The sequence below is a fragment of the Roseomonas sp. F4 genome (assembly GCF_053891155.1).
Genome location: NZ_JBSSHK010000002.1, coordinates 465,228 through 486,615, shown reverse-complemented (window position 1 = coordinate 486,615; position 21,388 = coordinate 465,228). Strand labels below are relative to the sequence as shown.

The 21,388-nt window shown below is 69.8% G+C and carries 21 protein-coding genes; 10 read left to right on the top strand and 11 right to left on the bottom strand.

Going from position 1 to position 21,388, the window contains the following annotated elements; all coding sequences use genetic code 11:
- Positions 1–58: 58 nt before the first annotated feature.
- From ACVFYP_RS09695 to ACVFYP_RS09685, 3 genes are all read left to right on the top strand, one after another.
- Positions 59–622 carry a calcium-binding protein gene (locus ACVFYP_RS09695; protein ID WP_499199964.1) on the top strand — a complete coding sequence of 188 codons (564 nt, stop codon included), beginning with the start codon at positions 59–61 and terminating at the stop codon, positions 620–622.
- A 104-nt stretch (positions 623–726) separates the two neighbouring features.
- On the top strand, positions 727–1,704 hold the full coding sequence (locus ACVFYP_RS09690; protein ID WP_499199963.1) for an MBL fold metallo-hydrolase: 978 nt from the start codon (positions 727–729) through the stop codon (positions 1,702–1,704).
- Between the two features lie 10 nt (positions 1,705–1,714).
- Entirely contained in the window at positions 1,715–2,635 is a 921-nt protein-coding gene (locus tag ACVFYP_RS09685; RefSeq protein WP_499199962.1) for an MBL fold metallo-hydrolase, read from the top strand.
- Between the two features lie 12 nt (positions 2,636–2,647).
- Here the strand turns inward: ACVFYP_RS09685 and ACVFYP_RS09680 are convergent, their stop codons facing one another.
- From ACVFYP_RS09680 to ACVFYP_RS09665, 4 genes are all read right to left on the bottom strand, one after another.
- The gene (locus ACVFYP_RS09680) at positions 2,648–3,619 is read right to left on the bottom strand and encodes an NAD(P)-dependent oxidoreductase (protein WP_499199961.1); all 972 of its coding nucleotides are present in this window, start codon (positions 3,617–3,619) and stop codon (positions 2,648–2,650) included.
- Between the two features lie 167 nt (positions 3,620–3,786).
- Positions 3,787–4,728 (bottom strand): PDR/VanB family oxidoreductase, encoded by a 942-nt coding sequence (locus ACVFYP_RS09675; protein WP_499199960.1) that lies wholly within the window; start codon positions 4,726–4,728, stop codon positions 3,787–3,789.
- A 154-nt stretch (positions 4,729–4,882) separates the two neighbouring features.
- Entirely contained in the window at positions 4,883–5,170 is a 288-nt protein-coding gene (locus ACVFYP_RS09670; RefSeq protein ID WP_499200470.1) for an MOSC domain-containing protein, read from the bottom strand.
- Between the two features lie 324 nt (positions 5,171–5,494).
- Positions 5,495–6,478 (bottom strand): Bug family tripartite tricarboxylate transporter substrate binding protein, encoded by a 984-nt coding sequence (locus ACVFYP_RS09665; protein WP_499199959.1) that lies wholly within the window; start codon positions 6,476–6,478, stop codon positions 5,495–5,497.
- A gap of 96 nt (positions 6,479–6,574) precedes the next feature.
- Here ACVFYP_RS09665 and ACVFYP_RS09660 point away from each other — a divergent pair, with 96 nt between their 5' ends.
- Positions 6,575–7,138 (top strand): helix-turn-helix domain-containing protein, encoded by a 564-nt coding sequence (locus ACVFYP_RS09660; protein ID WP_499199958.1) that lies wholly within the window; start codon positions 6,575–6,577, stop codon positions 7,136–7,138.
- Between the two features lie 10 nt (positions 7,139–7,148).
- Here ACVFYP_RS09660 and ACVFYP_RS09655 read toward each other — a convergent pair whose 3' ends face one another.
- From ACVFYP_RS09655 to ACVFYP_RS09640, 4 genes are all read right to left on the bottom strand, one after another.
- Positions 7,149–8,843: a gamma-glutamyltransferase family protein gene (locus tag ACVFYP_RS09655; protein ID WP_499199957.1), complete on the bottom strand. Its 1,695-nt coding sequence runs from the start codon at positions 8,841–8,843 to the stop codon at positions 7,149–7,151.
- 2 nt (positions 8,844–8,845) lie between these two features.
- A complete protein-coding gene (locus ACVFYP_RS09650) occupies positions 8,846–10,432 on the bottom strand; it encodes an ABC transporter substrate-binding protein (protein ID WP_499199956.1) in 1,587 nt (528 codons plus the stop codon).
- Positions 10,432–11,769, bottom strand: coding sequence for an NAD(P)/FAD-dependent oxidoreductase (locus ACVFYP_RS09645; RefSeq protein ID WP_499199955.1), 1,338 nt, complete (start codon positions 11,767–11,769; stop codon positions 10,432–10,434). The genes ACVFYP_RS09650 and ACVFYP_RS09645 overlap by 1 nt, the downstream gene beginning before the upstream one ends.
- Positions 11,770–11,836: 67 nt before the next feature.
- Entirely contained in the window at positions 11,837–12,859 is a 1,023-nt protein-coding gene (locus ACVFYP_RS09640) for a LysR substrate-binding domain-containing protein (RefSeq protein WP_499199954.1), read from the bottom strand.
- Here ACVFYP_RS09640 and ACVFYP_RS09635 point away from each other — a divergent pair.
- Both ACVFYP_RS09635 and ACVFYP_RS09630 read left to right on the top strand, forming a co-directional pair.
- Positions 12,858–13,469, top strand: coding sequence for a TRAP transporter small permease subunit (locus ACVFYP_RS09635; RefSeq protein WP_499199953.1), 612 nt, complete (start codon positions 12,858–12,860; stop codon positions 13,467–13,469). The genes ACVFYP_RS09640 and ACVFYP_RS09635 overlap by 2 nt on opposite strands.
- Entirely contained in the window at positions 13,466–14,776 is a 1,311-nt protein-coding gene (locus tag ACVFYP_RS09630) for a TRAP transporter large permease (protein WP_499199952.1), read from the top strand. Before ACVFYP_RS09635 ends, ACVFYP_RS09630 begins: the two co-directional genes overlap by 4 nt.
- Here ACVFYP_RS09630 and ACVFYP_RS09625 read toward each other — a convergent pair.
- Entirely contained in the window at positions 14,773–16,287 is a 1,515-nt protein-coding gene (locus ACVFYP_RS09625) for an amidohydrolase family protein (protein WP_499199951.1), read from the bottom strand. The two genes, ACVFYP_RS09630 and ACVFYP_RS09625, sit on opposite strands and share 4 nt — an antisense overlap.
- A gap of 11 nt (positions 16,288–16,298) precedes the next feature.
- Between ACVFYP_RS09625 and ACVFYP_RS09620 the strand changes: the two genes are divergently transcribed.
- Positions 16,299–17,567: a hydantoinase/carbamoylase family amidase gene (locus ACVFYP_RS09620; RefSeq protein ID WP_499199950.1), complete on the top strand. Its 1,269-nt coding sequence runs from the start codon at positions 16,299–16,301 to the stop codon at positions 17,565–17,567.
- A 20-nt stretch (positions 17,568–17,587) separates the two neighbouring features.
- Here ACVFYP_RS09620 and ACVFYP_RS09615 read toward each other — a convergent pair whose 3' ends face one another.
- Positions 17,588–18,649, bottom strand: a complete 1,062-nt coding sequence (locus ACVFYP_RS09615; RefSeq protein WP_499199949.1) for a TRAP transporter substrate-binding protein — start codon at positions 18,647–18,649, stop codon at positions 17,588–17,590.
- Between the two features lie 70 nt (positions 18,650–18,719).
- On the opposite strand from ACVFYP_RS09615, the gene ACVFYP_RS09610 reads away from it, so the two are divergent.
- From ACVFYP_RS09610 to ACVFYP_RS09600, 3 genes are all read left to right on the top strand, one after another.
- The gene (locus ACVFYP_RS09610; protein ID WP_499199948.1) at positions 18,720–19,616 is read left to right on the top strand and encodes a polysaccharide deacetylase family protein; all 897 of its coding nucleotides are present in this window, start codon (positions 18,720–18,722) and stop codon (positions 19,614–19,616) included.
- Positions 19,613–20,296, top strand: a complete 684-nt coding sequence (locus tag ACVFYP_RS09605; protein WP_499199947.1) for a cysteine hydrolase family protein — start codon at positions 19,613–19,615, stop codon at positions 20,294–20,296. Before ACVFYP_RS09610 ends, ACVFYP_RS09605 begins: the two co-directional genes overlap by 4 nt.
- An 80-nt stretch (positions 20,297–20,376) precedes the next feature.
- On the top strand, positions 20,377–20,754 hold the full coding sequence (locus ACVFYP_RS09600; RefSeq protein WP_499199946.1) for a DUF6525 family protein: 378 nt from the start codon (positions 20,377–20,379) through the stop codon (positions 20,752–20,754).
- Here ACVFYP_RS09600 and recR read toward each other — a convergent pair whose 3' ends face one another.
- Positions 20,755–21,351, bottom strand: a complete 597-nt coding sequence (gene recR, locus ACVFYP_RS09595) for a recombination mediator RecR (RefSeq protein ID WP_499199945.1) — start codon at positions 21,349–21,351, stop codon at positions 20,755–20,757.
- Positions 21,352–21,388: the final 37 nt, after the last annotated feature.

Below are 21,388 nucleotides of genomic sequence, written 5' to 3'. Positions count from 1 at the left end.
TTAACATTGGCCTCGCCGCGTCCAAGGCCCCGATCCAATGCCCCGGAGGAGTCCTGTCATGACGATGCCCCCGAAGAAGCTGAAACCCGATGAGCTGAATGAGGTCAACGGCGGCGTTTACTTTGGCTTCGTCGACAATTTCGGTGGCACCAGCGGCGATGACAGCATCCGCGGCACAAGCGGACGGGACATGATCTTCGGCCATGAGGGGAACGACACCCTGATCGGCCAAGGCGGCGACGACGCCCTGTATGGCGGCGCGGGCGCCGATCTGATGTCCGGTGGGTCAGGCGACGACATGATGGATGCCGGCCTGTCCGATGGCGCCTCGGACAGCCTATATGGCGGCGAGGGCAATGACCGGTTCTTCTGGGAGCCGGGCAGCGGCAATGATTTCTTCGATGGCGGCGACGGCCGCGACACGCTGTGGCTGATGGGGGTCGGGCTGCAGAACACGCTGAGCGGCCTGCAACTGGACGACCCCTCAGTCACGATCAATGTCAGCGACGGCCAGATCAGCTTCACCGACCAGTTCGGCGAACCCGTGGGTGTCAGCGGCAGCCTGACCATCGGCGGGGAGAAGATCACTTTTGCCAGCCTGAACGTCCTGTACGCGCCCTGAGCGCCCTGCGCAGGAAAGATCGTTGCGCGGCAGGGCCTCCGGGCCTTGCAACCGGAGGCCGGCATCCAACCTGACGGCAGGTTGCGAATGCGGGAGGCCTCCACATGAATCGCCGTCACCTGATGCTGGGCGCCGCGGGGGCGCTGGCCGCCCCGGCGCTGATCCGCGCCATGCCCGCCTTGGCCCAGGGCGCCGCGCCGGCCCCGCTGGCCCAGGCGCCGGGCTTTTTCCGGTTCCGGCTCGGCAGCAAGACCGTGGTCATGCTGCATGACGGCAGCCGCGCCATTCCCCTCGCCCAGGGTTTTGTTCCGGCGACGCCGCTGGCCGAGGTGCAGCGGGTGCTGGCGGAAAGCTTCCTGCCGACGGACACCTTCCGCATTCCCTTCACCCTGACCTGCCTGGAAACGCCGGCCGGCCTGGTGCTGTTCGACACCGGCAATGGGGCGCAGCCGGCCGGGTCCCCGGTCGGGCTGCTGGTCGCGAATATGCGCGCCGCCGGGCTGGACCCCGCCCGCGTCACCACCGTGGTGTTCAGCCATTTCCACGGCGACCATGTGAATGGCCTGCTCAACGCCGATGGCAGCGCCGCCTTCCCGAATGCGGAAATCGTGGTGCCGCAGGCGGAATGGGCCTGGTGGAGCGACACCGGCAATGAAAGCCGCAGCCCCGAGGGCCAGCGCGGCAACTTCGCGAACGCGGCACGGCGCTTCGCCCCCTATCAGGGCAAGGTCCGCCAGATCGCCAATGGGGCGGAGCCTGTGCCGGGCGTGACCGCCATCGCCGCCCATGGCCATACGCCGGGCCACACCATCTACCGCATCGCCGATGGCCAGGATCAGATGATCTTCCTGGCCGACATCACCAACCGGCCGGAGCTCTTCGCCCGTCGCCCGGATTTCCGGGTCGCCTTCGACTTCGACGGCACGGCGGCGGAGGCAACGCGGCGCCGGGTCTTCGACATGGTCTCGACCGACCGCATCCGCGTCAGCGGCTACCACTTCCCCTTCCCCGCCACCGGCTTCATGGCCAAGGAAGGCGAGGGCTATCGCTTCGTGCCGGCCGACTGGGCGGCGGCGGGCTGAGGGCGCGCAGATGATCGACCGTCGCACCCTGCTCGCCGCCGGCACCGCCGCCGCGATTTCGCCCGCCCTGCCCGCTGTGGCGCAGGGCAGTGGGGCCACCAACCCGGCCTTCCACCACATCGCGGTGGGGTCGCTGCGGGTCACCGTGGTGAATGACGGCGCCGCCACCCGGCCCGACGCCACCCAGGGCTTTGTCATGAATGCCGAGCCCGCCCAGGTGGCGGTGGCCCTTCGCGCCGGCGGCCAAGCCGGCAATTCGCTCGAAAATCCCTACAACGTCACCATCCTGCGCACCCCCGCCGGGCTGATGGCGCTGGATGTCGGCACCGGGGCCACGCCGGCGCTGCTGACCAATATGCGCGCCGCGGGCCTGGACCCGGCGGAGGTGGTGCTGATCGCCCATACCCATTTCCACGGCGACCATATCGGCGGGCTGACCACGGCCGATGGCGCCGCCGCCTTCCCCAATGCGCGGATCATGGTGCCGGAAGGCGAATGGCGCTTCTGGCTGGATGAGGGGGAGGAAAGCCGCGCAACGCCGGCGCGCCGCCCCGGCTTCGCCAATGCGCGGCGCCGCTTCGCGCCCTATCAGGGGAAGATCACGCCCTTCGCGCCGGGGGCGCAGGTGGCGCCGGGCGTCACCGCGATGGCCAGCCATGGCCATTCGCCGGGCCATGTCTCCTTCCTGCTGGCCGATGGCGGGGCGCAGCTGCTGGTGATCGGCGATGCCATCACCACGCCGTCGCTCTTCATGGCGAATCCCGAATGGTATCCGGTGTTCGACATGGACCCCACCATGGCGGTGGCGACCCGGAAGCGGCTGCTGGACCAGCTGGCAACGGACCGCATCCCCGTGGTCGGCTACCACTTCCCCATGCCGGCGACCGGCCGGGTGGAGCGGGCCGGGACCGGCTATCGGCTGGTGGCCTGACCGGCCCCTGCGTCAGCCCAGCACGCTGGGATTGACGCAGGCATCCGGCGGCAACGGCCGCCCTTGCAGCACCGCCAGCACATGGGTGGCGGCGGCCTCGGCGGTGGCGCTGCGGGCGACGGTGGTGGCGGCGCCCATATGCGGGCTCAGCACCGCATTCGGCACACCGATCAGCGGATTGTCCGGCAGCGGCGGCTCGGTGGAGAGCACGTCGAGCCCGGCGCCGTAGATCCGGCCCTCCCGCAGCACCTCGGCCAGCGCCGCCTCGTCGATCAGCCCACCGCGCGCGGTATTCACCAGGATCGCCTCCGGCCCCAGCAGAGCGAGTTCGGCGGCGCCGATCATCTGGCGGTTCCGCGCGCTCATCGGCGCATGCAGCGACACCACATCCGACTGCCGCAGCAGATCGTGCAGGGAGGCGGCGGCGGTGACCGGCGCGATGTCGCCGCGCCGTGCCAGGTTGGGGCTATAGGCCGAGACCTTCATGCCGATCGCCAGCGCCATCCGCGCCAGCCCCTGCGCGATGCGCCCATAACCCACCAGGCCGAGACGCCGGCCATGCAGCTCGATCCCCATCCTGGACCGGTCCCAGGCCCCGCCCTGGGTGGCGACCGTGTGGCGCGGGATATTGCGCGCGACGGCCAGCATCAAACCGAGGCTGTATTCCGCCACCGACTGCGCATTGGCGCCGACCGCCGTCAGCACCGGAATGCTGCGCGCCGTGGCGCCGTCCACATCGATCAGGTCGTAGCCCACCGCGGCGCGGGAGATGACGCGCAAGGTCGGGCAGCTCGCCATGGCCTCCCCGGTGATGGGGATGGCGCGGGAGATCACGCCCTGCACCGGCGTGGTCGCCAGCTTGCGCTCCATCTCCGCCCGCCCGCCCTCCAGGCTGACGAAATCCACCGTGCAGCCGGCGGCTTCGAGGAGCGAGAGGCCCGCTGGTTCCAGGCGGGCGGCGGTGACGAGGATATGGAAGCTCATATGGTGGGAATCGCGCGCGAGCGACGCGCGGTCAATACGCTCACAGTGCCAGCCCTCATGCGCCGGGCGCACCCTCCGGGTGCTTGGCTGCGCCGCACTTGCGGCGGGCCGCATTCGCGGCCTCGGCCGGTTTCACCGGCCGCAGGTCCATCTTTCGGGCACTGGTATCACAGCGCCAGCCGCAGCCGCCCCCTGCCGCGCGAGACGCAGGCCGTCATCGCGCCCCGTCGCACGGCCGGTGAAAGGCACACGTCGCGATGCTCCGGCTGCCCGGCTTCCACGCCCACCACGCAACTGCCGCAGGCGCCGTATTCGCAGGCCGCGTCCACATTGTGGCCGGCCTCGCGCAGCACCTCCAGCAGGCTGCGATCAACCGGCACCGGCAGCACGGCGCCCGAAGACGCGATCTCCACCTCAAACGCCTCGCCCTGGCGCGCCACCTCACGGTCCAGGCCGGCAAAATGTTCGAGATGCGCGGTGCCTTCCGGCCAATGCGCGGTGGCGGCGCCAAAGCCTTCCAGCATCCGCGCCGGACCGCAGGCATAGGCATGGGTACCGGGCGCGGGCGTGGCGAGCAGCGCGGCCAGATCGAGTCGTGCACCCTCCGCCGCGATCCAGGGATGCAGGCGCGGGCCGAGCCGATCGGTGAGCTCCGCGAGGAAGGGCGCTTCCGCCCGGGATCGCGCGCAGAAATGGAGCGCGAAATCGGCGCCCGACCGCTCCAGCTCCGGCAGCATGGACAGGAAGGGGGTGATGCCGATGCCGCCCGCCACCAGCACATGGCGCGCCGCGCCTTCCGCCAGGGCAAAACCCTGCTGGGGGTGGCTGGCGAGAAGCCGGGTGCCGGGCAGCGCGGCCGCATGCAGCCAGGCGCTGCCGCCCTGCCCCGCATCCTCCCGCAGCACCGCCACCTGCCAGGACTCCGGCCGCTCGGGGTCGGAGGTGAGCGAGTAGAGGCGCCGCTTGCCATCCGGCAGCGCCAGGATGGTGTGGGCACCACCGCGGAAGGCGGGGAAGGCTGGGCGCTTCGTCGGCCGCAGGGTCAGCGCCACCACGCGCGGCGTCACCTGCTGCCGGCTTGTGACCTCCACCCCCATCAACAGCTTCATATCGAAACCCTGAAATGCTGGCGCATTTCAGCCCTCAGACGCCGGGCGGTCCGCATCCGCGGCCCTTGGCTTCGCGCCACTGGGCGCGGCGGCCATTCGGCCGCTCGGCCGGCGAACAACGCCGGCCGCAGGTCGGACATCCGGCGCATGGCGTTCAGACCGGCTCGATCACATCGCCCGGCCGGATCACGCCGCCCTGGATGATGCGGCAGTTGAGGCCGGAGCGGTTGAGCAGCGGGTTGAACAGCGGCCGGCCCAGAAGGTCGTCCAGATATTTGCAGGGCACATTCAGCCGGCCGCCGAACAGCACCACCTCCCCCACCTTGAAGTGGCGGCCGACCAGATGGTTCAACGGCACGCCCTGCGTCGTCAGGTTGCGGCGGCTTTCATGCGGCGCCAGGTCCAGCCCATGGTCGCGGCGCAGCCCTTCGAGCGTTTCCATCTCGATCAGCGTGCATTGCCGGTCCTCATGCGGCTTGTAGCTGTAGGTGCCGCGGCCGGTGGCGTAGCGGTCGCCCTCGATGCCGACGCCGGCGATCATATGGGCGGCCGCCAGCTCCTCCATCTCCATCGAGGCCTGTTCGGCGATATGGGCGGCGATCAGCCGGCCGCGCCACGGGTATGTTTCTGTCACCTGCGTTCCCTTTTCGCGTTGATCGCGTGATTCAGACCTTCGGTGCCTTCGCACCTTCGGTCATCACGCTTGAACCTTGCTTTGTCGCGTGATTCAGACCTCCGGTGCCTTCGCACCTTCGGTCATCACGCTCTAGCCCGCGGTAACGCCCGCCAGCAGCGGACGCCAGCGCGTCACCTCCCGGTCCACCAGGGTCCGGAAATCCGCGCCGCTGCCACCCAGCGGCAAGGTGCCCTGCTGCGTCAGCCGCGCCTTCGTCTCCGGCGCGGCCAGCGCCTCACCAAAAGCCTGGTTGAGCCGGGCCAGCACCGCATCCGGCGTGCCGCGCGGCGCGACGATGCCGGAGGTGGAGCCATTCTCCAGCCCTGGCAAGCCGGCCTCGGCCGCCGTCGGCACCTCCGGCATCAGCCCCACCCGCTCCGGCGAGGCGACCGCATAGGCGCGCAGCGTGCCGGCCTGGACATGGGCGATGATCACCGGCGTGGCCTCCGCTGTCATGGAGACCTGGCCGCCCAGCACCGACTGCACGCTGGCAGAGCCACTGCGGAAATGTACCTCCAGCAGCTTCGCTCCGGTCAGGTTCTGGAAGGCGAGTTGCGTCAGATGCGGCGAGCTGCCGGCGCCGGCGGTGCCATAGGTCAGCGCCTCCGGCCGCGCCTTGGCGGCGGCGATCAGCCCGGCGAGATCGCGGGCGCCCACCGAGGGATGCGCCACCAGGATATGCGGCGTGCTGGCCACCGCCACCACCGGCACGAAATCGCGCCCCGGATCATAGGGCATGTTCGGATAGATGACGGTGTTGACCGAGAACATCGAGACCGAGGCGACCAGCAGCGTATAGCCATCCGGCGCGGCCTTCGCGACGAAGTCGCCGGCGATATTGCCATTCGCGCCCGGCCGGTTCTCCACCACGATCGGCACGCCGAGCCGGCTGGTCGCGCCCTCCGCCACGATGCGGGAGACCAGATCCGTGATGCCGCCCGGCCCGAAGGGCACCACCAGCCGCACCGGGCGGCTGGGATAGGCCTGGGCGCGGGCCAGGCCCGGGGCGAGAAGCGGCGCGGCCAGGCTCGCGCCCAGCAGCCTGCGGCGCGGAATCGGTCTGCAATCGGTCATGTCTCGTCAGCCCTTTGTCGGTGATGCCTCCCCGGTTAGGCCCGTGCTAGGCTGTCCGGGTTTCCTGTGTGGAAACAAGTATCCTGTGAGGAAACCGTGTCGTCAACAGAAATGGAAGCGCCTGAAGCCGCCGGCCTCGGCGAGCGCCTGCGCGCCCGGCGCCAGGCCGCCGGGCTGAGCCTGGCCGCGCTGGCGGAGGCCACCGGCCTGACCAAGGGCTACCTCTCCAAGGTCGAGCGCGGCGTCGGGCAGCCCTCGATCGGCACCGTCTTCCGGGTGGCGGAGGCGCTGGGCGTGCCGGCGGCGCAGTTGCTGGCCGGCGAGCGCGCGCCCGGCACCACCGCCGAGCTCGCCCGCGCCACGCCCGGCCATCCGCCGCGGGAGGATGAGCCGCATCTGCGTCCGCTATTCCCCGGCGGAAGGCTGATCGCGCTGGAGATGTGGCCGCCGATGGAAGCGCGGCCGGCGGAGGACACCTCCACCCATGCGGGGGAGGAGCTGCTGCATGTGCTCTCCGGCCGGATGGAGATCCTGTTCGAGACGGAGACGCTGGTGCTGGAGACCGGCGATTCGCTGCGCTTCGACGCCAGGCGCCCGCATCGCACCCGCTCGCTCGGCGATGTGCGGGCGCGGGTGCTGCTGGTGCTGGCGCTCGGCTGAGCCTGTCCGCTCAGCTCGCTATGGCATAGGCCGGGCGGCGCGGATCGGCGCCGGCGGCCATCAGCCCGGTCGTTGGATCGGTGCGGATCGCCTCCACACTGCCGGCGGCATAGGCCCATTCGGGCCAGGTCTGAATCTCATGGCCCAGCGCCGTCAGCGCGGCGCGCGTTTCGGCCGGGATGCGCGATTCCACCGCCAGCTTGCGCGGGAAATACTCGAAGGGCGCGAAGGAGGAGGGGAAGGCGTAGGTCGCGATGCGCGGCGCCTCGATGGCGTCCTGCACCTCCATGCCGAAGTGCAGCACGTTGAGCAGCACCTGCAGCATGGATTGCACCTGCACATCGCCACCCGGCGTGCCGAAGGGCATGACGCCGCCATCGGCCAGAACCGCCAGCGCCGGGTTCGGCGTGAGGCGCGGCCGCTTGCCGGGCGCGACGCCGCAGGGATGCGCGGGATCGACCCGGCTTTGCGAGCCGCGCGCGGAAGGCACGATGCCGAGGCCCGGCACCACCGGCGAATTCCACGACCCGTCGGAGGGCGTGGCGCTGAAGGCGTTGCCCCAGCGGTCCACGACGCAGACATAGGAGGTATCGGCCTCCACCTCCGGCGGCTTTTCGCGCATCGGCGGCGGCAGTTCGGTGCCATTGCCGATCAGCGGCGGCGGCATGTCCGGGCAGGCGGCGTCGCCCCGGAAGCCGGCGGCGCGGGCGGCAAGATGGGCAGCGGAGAGCAGTTGCTCCAGCGGCACATCCACCATCGCCGGATCGCCAAAATGGTATTCGCGATCGGCGAGTGCCGCCTTCAGCGCCTCCGCGATCACATGCAGATATTCGGCGCTGTTATGCGCCAGCCCGGAAAAGCCGATGCGTTCGGCGATCAGCAGCGCCTCCAGCAGCGCGGGTCCCTGGCACCAGGGGCCGCAGGTGGAGATGGCATGGCCGCGCCATAGGCGCGTCACCGCGGGCTCGATGCGGCTGCGAAAATTCGCGAGGTCGTCGCGCGACAGATAACCGCCCTGGTCCTGCTGGAAGGCGACGATCTTCGCGGCGATGTCCCCCTTGTAGAAGGCGGCATGGGCGGCGGCGAGGCCGGCCGCGCGGTCACCGCCGGCGGCGGCTTCCTGATCCACCATGTAGCTCAGCATGGCGGCGAGATCGGTCTGCACGAATTTTTCGCCGACCGCCGGCGCGCGCCCGCCGGGCAGGTAGATCGCCGCCGTGCTTGGCCAGCGCATGTAGGAGTCGAATTTCTGGACCAGGTTCTTCGCCATGGTCGGGTGCATCGCAAAGCCATCCCGCGCATGGCGGATGGCGGCGCCGGCGACCTCGCCGAAGGTCATGCTGCCGTGGCGTTGCAGCGCGGTGATCCAGGCATCAGGCGCCGCCGGCACCACCGTGCGCAGCACCCCCGGCGGCATCTTGCCGCCGTGCTCGCGCAGGAACAGGTCCGCGGGGAAGGCCATCGGCCAGTGGCCGAGGCCGGCGATCGTCTCCACCTGTCCCGATGCGGTGCGCAGGATGATGGGCGCGACGCCGGCGACATTGACGATGTCCGACTGCACCACGCCCAAGGTGATGCCGGCCGCGACGCCGGCATCGATGGCATTGCCGCCGGCTTCCAGCACCGCATGGCCGGCGGCCGTGGCCAGGTAATGCCCGGCGGAGACCGCGTGGCGCGTGCCGTAGAGGGTGGGGCGGCCGGCCATGGTCACTGCGCCGGGCGCGCGTGGACGGCGACGACCTGCTCATCCATTCGCGGGGTGTAGCTGATGCCGCGCCGCGTGCCGATCGCGGACATCTGCACATAGAGCGGGATCTGCACATGCAGGTCCTGCACCTGGTGCATCGCCTGCCGCACGGCGGCCTCTCGCCCGTCATCCATGCGCACCATCACCTCCCGCACCACGGCATCCACCGCCGGGTCGCTGAAGCCGCTGCGATTGGCGCCGCCGAGGTTCCGCGGCACGTCGCGCGTGTGGAATGAGGTGGAGAGCACATAGGTGGCATCGCCGGAGGAGAAGGAGCGGCCGACGAAATGCATCGGCAGCAGTACGCGGGCGGGGCGGATGCGCGGGAAGAACACCGTGCTCGGCGTGACATCCACATTCATCTTCAGCCCGGCACGCGCCAGCATCTGGCCGACCGCCTGGCAGATGCGGGCGTCATTCACATAGCGGTCGTTGGAACAGGAGATGGTCAGGCCGAAGCCGTCCGGAAAGCCGGCCTCCGTCAGCAGGCGGCGCGCGCCGGCGATATCAACGGGCGGCACCTGCACCGCCGGATCATAGCCGCCGAAGCCTTCCGGCGTGAGCTGGCCGGAGGCCACCGCCTGGCCTTCCATGATGCGCTCGACCAGCGCCCGGCGATCGATCGCCATGGACAGCGCGCGGCGGACGCGGACATCCGACAGCGGGTTCACCGGCAGCGGCTGGCCATTGCCATCGACCACCAGCGGCAGCGGGTCGGAGGCGACATTCAGCGACAGATACATGATCCGGTCGGTGGGCCGGCTGGCGATGTTCACCCGCCCTTCCCGCCGCAGACGCGCCAGGTCGGTCAGCGGCACGTCCTCGATCAGGTCGTAGTCACCGGCGAGCAGGCCCGCAAGGCGCGCCGCGTCATTGGCGATGACGCGGACCTCCACCTCGCTCCAGGCCGGCTTAGTGCCGTAATAGGCATCGTTGCGCTGCAGCCGCATGCCGGTGGGGGAAACGCCATTGCCGACGACGCGGTAGGGGCCGGTGCCGATGGCGGCGCGGCCGCGGTTGAAATCCTCCGTGCTCGCATTCGCCGCGGCGCGGGCAGAGACGATGAAGACATTGGTGAGCTGGCCAGGGATCAGCGGATTCGGCTCGCTGGTGTGCAGGCGCACGGTCAGCGGATCGACGATCTCGACACGGTCGATGGTGCGCAGGTTGATCGTGTAGGGGCCGATATTGCCCGGCACATTGGGGATTCGGGCGATGGAAAAGGCGATGTCTTCCGCCGTGAAGGGCGTGCCGTCATGGAAGGTGACGCCGGCGCGCAGCTTAAGCTCCCAGATCGTGGGCTCCACCGCGCGCCAGCTCTCCACCGCGCCGGGCACCTGGCGGCTGTTCTCGTCGCGGCTGATGACGGTGTCGTAGATGTGGCGCGCGGCGGCCATGTTCGGGCCGTTGAAGAAGAAGTGCGGATCGATGCCGAAGGTCGATTGCGTCGCCATGGTCAGCGTCTGCGCGTCGGCGGGCGCGGCCAGCGGCAGGCACATCGCGCCGAGCGCCAGCAGCCGGGACAGGGTCTTGCGAAGTGGCAGCATCAGACGCCTCCATTCTTGACGCGCCAGCCATCCAGCCGGTCGCGCAGTTGATAGGCCGTGCCGACCAGCGGCATGAACCAGGGATGACCGTTGTAGAGCGGCTTCGTGGGAAAGGGCAGCCGCGCGAAGGCGGAGACGCGGTTGGAACCGCCCAGGATCTGCTGCGCGGCGACGCGGCCGAAATGCGTCATGCCGACCACGCCGCTGCCATTGCAGGCCATGGCGTAATGCACGCCGTCCTGGATGCCGACATGCGGCATCATGTCGAAGGCGAAGGCGACATTGCCCTTCCAGCCATGGGTGATGCGCACGCCGGCGAGATCCGGGATCAGATCCACCAGGAAGCGATGCAGCGTCGCCGCGGCGCGCTTCGGATCGGTCTGCACGAAGCTGGCGCGGCCGCCGAACAGGATGCGGCGGTGGTCCGGCGAGGGGCGGAAGTAGTACAGGATCTTCTTAGTGTCGCCATAGACGCGCAGTTTTGGCAAGGCGCGGCGCACGCGTTCCTCGCCCAGCTCCTCCGTGGCGATCATGTAGCTGGCAATGGGGATCAGGCGGCGGCGGAACCAGGGCGTCGCCGCGCCGGTATAGCCATTGGTCGCCAGCATCAGATGCTTTGCGGATATGCGGCCCTTGTCGGTGGTGACGAGGAAGCTGCCATCCGGCTGCCGCGTGTAGGACTGCAGCGACACGCCAGAGACGAGGATGGCGCCCTGCCGCGTCGCGGCCTCGGCCAGTGAGCGCACATACTTCGCGGGATGCAGCCCGCCCGCGCGCAGCATCACCATGCCGCCATGGTATTTGGTGGTGGCGATCTCCTCCGCCACCGCCGAGCGCGGCAGAATGAAGGCTTCCTCCGCGCCGGTTGCGGCGTTCAGCATTTCGGCGCGGCGCTTCAGCCCCTCCATCGCCTTGGCCGCATGCGCGCCCACGAAGCGGCCGCTGCGCTCGAAATCGCAGTCGAGGTTTTCGCGCGCGATGAGGGAGGCGAATTCCTCATAGGCGGCCTCGCCTTCCTCCACCATCTCATTGACCAGGCTCTCGCCAAAGGCCTCCTTCAGATCGGCACGGACCTTGCCGAGGCTGCCGGCGCCGGACAGCGCGCCACCGTTGCGGGAGGAGGCGCCCCAGCCGATCGTCTCGCGGTCGATGACCAGCGCCTTGATGCCGTTGCGGCCGAGTTCCAGCGCCGTGGACAGGCCGGCGATGCCGCCGCCGACGATGACGACCTCCGCCGCATCGGGCAGTGGCGCGGCGCTGGCGCCAGGCGGCGCGGCCTCCCACCAATAGGGGCTTTCGCGGAAGCCGGGGGCGAAGATGGCGTCGGGTCCATTCATCCGGCGGAGCCTCGCATGCGCGCGGGGCGACGCCCCATATCAATCCGTTATACGGGGACCGGCGCGCTTATGCCCCGGCGACATGCGCGGCGACGCGGTCGCGCACCGCGCGGGCGGTTTCGCGGATGCGCTGCGCCAGCGCGGCGCGTCCAAAACCGTCGCGCACGGCTTCCGGCCAGATCAGGCGGTAGTCGAAGCTCACTGCCGGCTCGAAGGGCCGCAGCACGATGCCGCGGCCGAGGAAGGGGGCGACGGCCAGCGAATCCGCGATGGTGAGGCCGCAGCCCGCCGCCACCATGGCGACGGCGCCCGTGGTCATGCGGCATTCCACGGACTCCATGGGCTGCGCGCCGCTGTCGCGCAGCGCCGATTCCACCAGACCCTGCCGCCCTTCCTCCCGCGACAAGGCGATGAAGGCCTCCCCATGCAGGTCGGCCGCGCGCACCACTGTCTTCCGCGTCAACCGATGGCCCTGCGGCAGCACGCACCAGGCGCGGCTGCGCAGCAGCAGGGAGGAACGGACGCCCGGGATGGTGGGCGCGCTGATGGTGATGCCGAGATCGGCCTGGCGCGATGCCACAAGCCCGATCACGCCGCCGGCGGTACGGGAATGGATCGACAGCGTCTCCGCCCGCCCCGCCGCGCGCCAGGCGGCCACCGCTTCCGGCAGCACGGCGAGCGTGACGGTGGGGAGGGAGGCGATGACCACGCGGCGCGGCGCGCCGAGGCGCAGGCGCTGCGCCAGGGCGGCGAGTTCCTCGACGCCGGTGAAGATGCGCTCCGTCTCCTCATGCAGCGCCTGAGCGGAGGGCGTGGGCACGAGCCGGCCGCGCACACGTTCGAACAGCGGAAAGCCGGCGATGGATTCGGTCTGCGCCAGAAGGCGGCTGATGGCGGGCTGGGAGACGCCGAGCAGCGCGCCGGCACCCGTCACCGTGCCGCTGCGCATGATGGCGCGGAAGGCTTCGAGATGGCGGAATTCAAGCGCAATTCGGGGCATGGCGGCGCAAGGCTCGGCGCTGGCCGCGTCGAGGTCAAGCGATGGCACCGAAGTTGCAAAGCGCGGGCGTCCTTGCAGCAGGGTGTTCATGGCCTACTCCTCCTCCATCGCCGCTCCGGTCGGCGCGAATCCGGTCGCGCGGCGGCTGACACCGGTGACCCGCTTCTTCACCCTGCTCTGCGGCTGGTGGCTGCTGGGCTACAGCCTGCTGGTCTGCGCCGACCTGGTAGCGCGGCGCTATCTGGGCGTGTCGCTGCAAGGCACCGATGAGATCGGCGGCTATACGCTGGCGGGGCTCTGCGCCTTCGGTTTCGCCCATACGCTGCTGCTGCGCCGCCACACCCGCATCGATCTGTTTCTGGCGCGCCTGCCGGCCTGGCCGAAGGCGGCGGCCCATGTGGTCGCCGCCCTCGCCATCGCTGCCTTCGCCATCTTCGTCGCGACCCGCGGCTGGGCGGAGGTGGCGGACAGCATCGACTTCATGTCGGTCTCCACCAGCCCCTTGCAGGTGCCACTGTGGATTCCGCAGGGCGTCTGGTTCTCGGGCCTCGCGCTGTTCGGGCTGGTGGCCGCGATCCTCGCCTTGCATGCCGCCACGCTGCTGATAGGTGGCCGGTTGCGGGAGGTGAATGCCTGGTACGGCCCGCCCACGGTGGATGAGGAAATCGCGGCGGAGACGGGCCAGGAGTCCCCGCGATGAGCGGCTTCGGAATCGCCCAGGCCGCCATCGGCTTCGTGCTGATGCTGGCGCTGATGTTCACCGGCCTGCCCATCGGCGTGGTGATGGGCGCCATCGCGCTGCTGGGGGCGGATCTTTATCTCGGCTGGCCGGTGATCAACGCCATCGGCACGCAGTTCTGGGGGGCGACGGACAGTTTCACCATGCTCGCCGTGCCGCTCTTCGTGCTGCTGGGCGAGCTGCTGGTGAAGGGCGGCGCGACGGACCGGATGTACAAGGCGCTGTCGGTCTGGCTGGGCCCGCTGCCGGGTGGGCTGCTGCACACCAATATCGGCGCCTGCGCGCTGTTCGCCGCCGTCTCCGGCTCCTCCGTCGCCACGGCGGCCACCATCGGCACGGTGGCTCTGCCGACCTTCGCGGACCGGCGCTACGATCCGCGGCTGGTGCTGGGCACCATCGCGGCGGGATCGACGCTCGGCATCCTGATTCCGCCTTCGATCAACATGATCATCTATGGCGCCATGACCAATACCTCGGTCGGCCAGCTCTATGCCGCGGGCGTGGTGCCGGGGCTGCTGCTGACGGCGCTGTTCATGGCGATGACGGCGGCGCTGTGCCTATGGAAGCCGGCCCTGGCCGGAGCGCCGGAGCCGCGCCTGCCGCTGGGCGAAAGGCTGCGCGCGCTGGGAGGGCTGGCGGCGCCAGTTTCGCTGTTCGTCGTGGTGATGGGCAGCATCTATGCCGGCTGGGCGACGCCCACGGAAAGCGCGGCGGTGGGTGTGGTCTTCGCCTTCCTGCTGTCGATGTTCTACGGGCGCTTCAAGCTTTCGATGCTGCATGCCTGCTTCGAGACGACGGTGACCGTCACTTCCATGATCGTGCTGATCGTGGCCGCCGCCTTCTATCTGAACTTCGTGCTCGGCATTCTGGGCGTGCCGCAGGCGCTTTCGGCCTTCGTCACTTCGCTCGGCGTCGGCCCCATCGGCATCCTGTTCGTGCTGTTCGTCTTCTACCTGATCCTGGGCTGCTTCCTGGAAACGCTGTCGATGATGGTGGGCACCATCCCTATCGTCTTCCCGATCGTCGTGGCGCTCGGCGTCGATCCGGTGTGGTTCGGCATCTTCCTGGTGGTGATGTGTGAGATCGCGCTGATCACGCCGCCGGTCGGCATGAACCTTTATGTGGTGCAGGGCATCCGTACCAGCGGATCGGTCGGCGAGGTCATCCAGGGCACGCTGCCATTCCTCGGCGTGATGATCCTGCTGACCCTGCTGCTGATCGCCTTTCCGTCGATTGCCCTTTGGCTGCCGGGGCTGATGTTCGACTAGGGGGAGCGTGTGACGTAGTGCGCACGCACGCCCTGGACCAACTCGGCGACCGCCGCTTCGCGTTCGGCGTCCCAGGGCGCACGGGCGCGGGTGGCGGCCTCGGCCGCGGCGGCTGTGATGGCCGCCGAATCCAGGTGGGGAAAGCGGCCGTCGCGGTACAGCACGCGGCCATCCACCATGGTCAGCCGCACATCCCGCGCATCGGCACGGGCCAGCAGCAGGTCCAGCAGCGGCACGGAGGGATCGGCATAGACGCCGCGCACCCGTCGCAGATCCACCGCGATGACATCCGCCGCAAAGCCGGGCACCAGGGTGCCGATCTGGCCCGCCAGCCCCATCGCCGCCGCGCCCCGCAGGGTCGCCATGCCGAACAGCGTCGCCGCATCCGGTGGCCCCGCCGCCTGCCAGGACGGCACTGTGGCGAGCCGCTCGGCGAGGCGCAGCTCCTTCCACAGATCCTCGTCGTCATCCATGGTCTGGCAATCCGTGCCGACCGCGACGGCGACCCCGGCGGACAGGTAATCGGCCAGTGGCGCGGTGCCGCAGCCGAGGCGCAGATTGCTCGCCGGGTTGCGGACCAGCGTGGTGCCGGTCCGCGCCGCCACCGCGATATCGTCGGGCGTCAATTGCGCCGCATGGGCCAGCGAGGTGGCGGGGCTGAGCACGCCCAGCGCCTCCAGCCGCGCCAGCGTGCCTTCGGGGTAGAGCCGCCGCGCCGCCGCCGCCTGGGCCACGCTTTCCAGCAGATGCATATGTACCGGCACGCCGCCGCGCGCGCGGGCCGCCTGGGCGATGCCGGTGAAGAGCCCGTCGCTGACCCATTGCGGACCGGCGGGCGCGAAGGCCAGGGTGATGCGGCCATGGCCCGGCAGCGTGGCGGCGATACGGTCGAACAGCGCCGCCGCCTCATCGGCCGTGTTGGCAAAAATCGGCGGGTCGGGATTTCCGACCAAATCGCGCAGATGGCTTGGCAGGGCTGCGACGAAGCCAGCCTGCTCCTCCGCCGGGAAGACCAGGCTGGCGCGGTCCTGCGCGCCGATGCCGACCAAGGCCCGCAGGCCGGCGGCATCATAGGCGGCGATGGTCCGCGCCAGATCATCCGGCTGCCTGCCTGCCGCGCCCCATGTCGTATTGGCATGGATGGTGGCGGTGACGCCGGAGGCCAGCATCTGCATCGCCGCCAGCGGCACCATCGCCGCCGGATCGAGCCAGCCGCGTCGGCGCTTTGTCGTCTGCCAGGCCTCCAGGATCATGTCCGGGAAGCCGAGTTGCAGCTGTGTCAGCCCGCGACCGTGCTGATGCGCGTTCACCAGACCCGGCAGCAGCACACAGCTTTCGAGATGCAGATGCTCCGCACCCGGCGCCATGGCCCGCAGATCGTCCGGCGTCGCGATAGCCGCGATGCGGCCATCCGCGCCGACCAGCACACCAAACCCTTCCCGCGCCGCGGGATCCGTGGCACCGGCGATCAGCGCTTCCGCCGTCAGGATGATGCCGCCGTCACCGCTCATCGGAGTTCTCCATGACCCGTTCTGCCGAAGTCCGCGCGCTGGACCTTGCCGAAAACTATCTGGACGCGATCCGCGACGGCAGCCTGGACGCGCCCGGCGTCACCCGCGCCTCCTACGGCCCTGGCGAGCGCCTGTCGCACCGCCTGGCGCGGGAGGCGGCGGAAGGGCTGGGGCTGGAGGTGACGGTGGACCCGATCGGCACCCTGTTCATGACCCTGCCCGGCGCGGATCGCAGCCTGCCGGCGGGGATGATCGGCAGCCATGCGGACAGCGTGCCGCATGGCGGCAATTTCGATGGCGCGGCGGGGGTTGCCATGGGCTTGGCCGTGGCGGCGCGGCTGCGGCATCTCGGCCAAAAATTGCCGCGCGACCTGACGGTGCTGGCGATCCGCGCGGAGGAGATGGTGTGGTTCCCCGCCAACTACCTCGGCAGCCGCGCCGCCTTCGGCCTTCTGGCACCGGAGGCACCCAACACGCTGCGGCGGAGCGACACGGGCCGGACGCTGGCCGATCACATGGCGGAGGAGGGTTTTGACCCGGACTTCATCCGCCAGGGACGCGCCAGCCTGACGGCCGGGCGCATCGCCTGGTTCCTGGAGCCGCATATCGAGCAGGGGCCGGAGCTGGTGGAGGCCGGCATCCCCGCCGCCATCGTCACCGGCATCCGCGGTTCGCTGCGGCACCGAAACTGCCGCGCGATTGGGCAGGATGCCCATGCAGGCGGCGCGCCACGGCGCAGCCGTCGCGATGCCGTGATCGCGGCGGCGCGGCTGGTCGCCGGGCTGGACGACTTCTGGACGGCAGAGGAGGCGGCCGGCACCGATCTGGTCTGCACTATCGGCGAGTTCTTCACGGATGTGACGCGCCATGCGCCGACGCGCGTGCCCGGCGAGGTGCGCTTCACCCTGGATATCCGCAGCGAGAATGTGGCCGCCCTGCGCCGCGCGGAGGCCTGGCTGGCCAATGCGGCGGCGGAGGCCAAGCCACGCCATGGGGTGGATGTGGATTACGGCCCGGCACTGCACGTGCCGCCCGCGCTGATGGATGCGCGACTGCGCGCGGCGCTGGGCGCGGCGGCGGCGGAGGCCGGCATTCCGACGCTGGCCATGGCTTCCGGCGGTGGACATGATTGCGCGACTTTTGCGGGACAGGGCGTTGCCTCCGCCATGCTGTTCATCCGCAACGATGGCGGCAGCCACAATCCGGGTGAGGCCATGGAGATGGCGGATTTCGCGGCCGCCTTCCGGATCGCGGCGGGGGCGGTGGAGCGCTTTGGATAGGCGCTCCACCGCCAAAGCGCTCAGTTGATAGTGAAGCCGCGCGCGGCGCCGACCGTGCCGTTCCAGGTCTGGGTGCATTGCGCCCAGACGCGGTTGCAGGTGTCGCGCCAGCTCGGCAGGATCACGGCGCTCACCGCCTCCCGCACCAGCTGCGCATCGGCCTCGTTCACCGTCACCAGCGTGTTGCGGAACGCCTTGTGCTCGGTGCAGGCGCCGCCGGTGGAGCAGGACAGCGCATCGCCATTGGAATTGGTCGCGATGTCCCACATCGCATCCTCCATGCGGCGGAATTCGCGCGTCAGCGCGGTCTGCTGTTCCGGGGAGAAGCGGCGCCAGGCGGCCATGGTCATGAAGTGGCCTTGCACGGCGCCGGACAGGCCCAGCGGCAGGATATGCGTGGTCACTTCCGGCCAGTTGCCGGTATTGCCCGAGGTGGCGGAGGTGATGGCGCAGCTCGCCACGCCGCGCTGCAAGGCGGGATAGACTTCGCTGAACTGCAAGGTCACCGGCGTCGCGCCCAGATGCTGCAACAGGGCGGACATGGTCGGCGTGAAGGACCGCACCTTCAACCCGCGCAGGTCGCGCACGGAATTGATCGGCGCATTGCAGTAGATGATCTGCGGGCCGAAGGGCCAGAGCGTCATCACCCGCGTGCCGAAGCGCTGCTGCAAACGCTCATCGAAGGCGGCGCGGTAGGATTCCACGGCGCGGCGCAGCTCCGGCACCGTGGTGGAGACGCCGATCAGGTCCAGCCCCTCGAAGAAGGGATCGTCGCGGGCGACCATGCCGATCTGCACGCTCATCACGTCGAAGGCGCCGGAGCGCAGCAGGCGCAGGCTGTCCGCCGCCTGGATGCCGAGCACGTCGAGCGGGTTGTAGTTGACCGCCAGCGGGGTGCCGGAGGCCGCGCCGAGGCCGGCGAAGAAGGGCCGCTCCACGCCATCCACATGCTTGGTGTTCTGGCTGAAATTCCCGGCGACGCGCAGCGGGATCTGGGTCTGCGCCTCGGCCGGAGCACCGAGGCCAAAGGCGGCCGCGGCGGCGAAGAGACCGGCGGCGAGATGGCGGGGAAGGCGACGCATGGACAGTCTCCTGGCAGCGGATGCGGCATGGGGCTTGCAACATCCGGGCCAAAAGTGAGGATATTTCGCCATGCGCCGCGACCTGGTCGGCTACGGCCTGAACCCGCCCCGCATCGCCTGGCCCGGCGACGCGAAACTCGCCGTCTCCCTGGTGGTGAATTACGAGGAAGGCGCCGAGATGGCCGTGGAAGCCGGCGATGCGGAGAATGAGCGCATCGGCGAGGTCATCAGCGTGGTGCCGCCCGGCCGCCGCGACCTCGGCCAGGAGGGGATCTTTGGCTATGGCCTGCGGGCGGGGCTGCCGCGGTTTCTCGAAGCCTTCGACCGGCACGGGGTGAAGGCCAGCTTCTTCATGTGCGGCCGCGCCGTGGAGCGCACGCCCGAACTCGCTGCGGAGGTGGTGCGGCGCGGGCATGAGGCGGCGAATCACGGCTGGGTCTGGCGCCCGCATGCCGATTTTACGAATGAGGCGGAGGAGGAGGCGGCGCTGCTGCGCTCGGCTGCGGCGATCGAGGCCGCGACGGGCGAAAGGCCGGTTGGCTTCTTCTGCCGCGGCAGCGCCTCCGCCTGGACGCGCAAGCTGCTGGCGAAACATGGCTACCGCTACGACAGCAACGCCTTCGACGACGACCTGCCCTACTGGGATAGTGGCATGCTGGTGCTGCCCTATGCGCTGGACTGCAACGACATGAAGTTCTTCCACCCGAACGGCTTCGTGCTGCCGGAACACTTCGTCAGCTATGCCGAAGCGGCGATGGACCAGCTGATCGAGGAAGGCGCGCGCGGCGTGCCGAAGCTGCTGAACATCGGGCTGCATCTGCGCATCTGCGGCCGCCCCGCCCGCTTCCGCGCCGTGGAGGGCATTTTGCGCGCGCTGAAGGCCCGCGCCGATTCCGTCTGGGTCGCAAGGCGGCGCGACATTGCGGAACATCTGCACCAGCTTCTACCCCACGGAGCCACGCCATGATCACCATCGACAACCAGCAGGTTTTCACGGAAACGCATGAGCTGGCGGACCCCGCGCATACCGCGCTGGTCGTCATCGATCCGCAGAATGATTTCTGCGCGGAGGGCGGCATTTTTGCGCGCGCGGGCAAAGATATGTCCGCATTTCCTGCCGCGATCCAGGCCTGTGCGCGACTGGTGGATTCGGCGCGCGCGGCGGGGGTCACGGTGTTCTTCATCCAGAACCAGAAGCTCGCCAACGGCCGCTCCACCTCCCCGGCCTGGCTGCGCTTCCTGACCGTGCGCAACGGCATCATGGAGGAGCCGGAAGTGTGCCTGGCCGGAAGCTGGGGCGCGGAATTCGTGCCCGAGCTGCAACCCAGCGGCACGGATATCGTGGTCCAGAAATGGCGCAGCTCCGCCTTCGTGGGCACCAATCTCGACATGCTGCTGCGCGCCAACCGCATCCGCACCGTGGTCTGCTGCGGCTTCATCACCCAGGGCTGCGTCGAGTCCACCGCGCGGGACGCCGGCTTCTACGACTACTACCCCGTGGTGGTGGAGGATGCGGTGGCGAACCACGACCCCGAATTGCACGCGGCGTCGCTGCTGGTGCAGCGGTCGCGCTACGATGTGATGCCGGGCGCAGAGATCATGGCGGTGTGGGATCGGGCCGCGCCGCAATTCGCACGGCGGGAATGACGGGGGCCGCGCTGGCCCTTTTCGTCGGGCGAATGGAACATTATAACATATCCTGTCCCCAACCGAATGTCGGCGCCCCCATGCCTTTCGACGCCCTGCCTCTGCCCATGATCCTGCCCCCCGCCGGGGACCAGGCCGACAATGACGTCACCGAGCGCCCGCGCCTGTGGCGCCGTTGGCCCGGCGATGACTGGGCCGCCTTCGACGCCCTGCCCCCCTCCATCCGCCGTCGCCTGCAGGACCATGCCTATGATGGCTGGGCGGTGAATGCCTGGATGCTCTGGCGGTCCTTCCGCCGCCAGACCGGCAGCAGCGCCCGCGCCGAACGCCGCCTGCTGCGCTATCTGGATGATTGCGAGGCCAAGGAGAGGGAAGCCTTCGCCGAGGGTTTTTGGCAGGCCACCGGCACGAAGCTGCCGCATGTGGCGGCGGCGGTCAGCGTGCTGCGAGCGCGCTGATCAGACCGGGCGGCGTGACCGCAGCGCCGCGGCCAGCGTGCCCTCATCCAGCACGTCCAGCGCCCCGCCCATCGGCACGCCCTGGGCGAGGCGGGTGACCTTCACGCCGGTGGGGGCCAGCCGATCGGTGACGTAATGCGCGGTGGCCATGCCATCGACGGTGGCGGGCAAGGCGAGGATCACCTCCTCCATCCCCTCCGCCTCGATGCGAGCCATCAGGGGCGCGATGGACAGATCCTCCGGCCCCACCCCGGCCAGCGGCGACAGGGTGCCGCCGAGCACATGGTACAGCCCTTGATGCGCATGGGCGCGCTCCAGCGCCCAGAGATCCGCCACCCCCTCCACCACGCAGACCAGTTGCCGGTCGCGCCGCGGGTCGCGGCAGATGCCACAGGGCGAGTTCGAATCGAGATTGCCGCAGTTCTCGCATGGGCGCACGGCGGCGGCGGCGGCGGACAGTGCCTCGGCCAGCGGCAGCATCGTCTCCTGCGGCCGCATCAGCATACGCAACGCCGCCCGCCTTGCGCTGCGCCGACCAAGGCCGGGGATGCGCGAGAGCAGGGAGATCAGATGCTCGATCGGGTCGCGGTCAGACATTCCCAGACCCATTCCAGCACTGCGAAACCGTGACGAC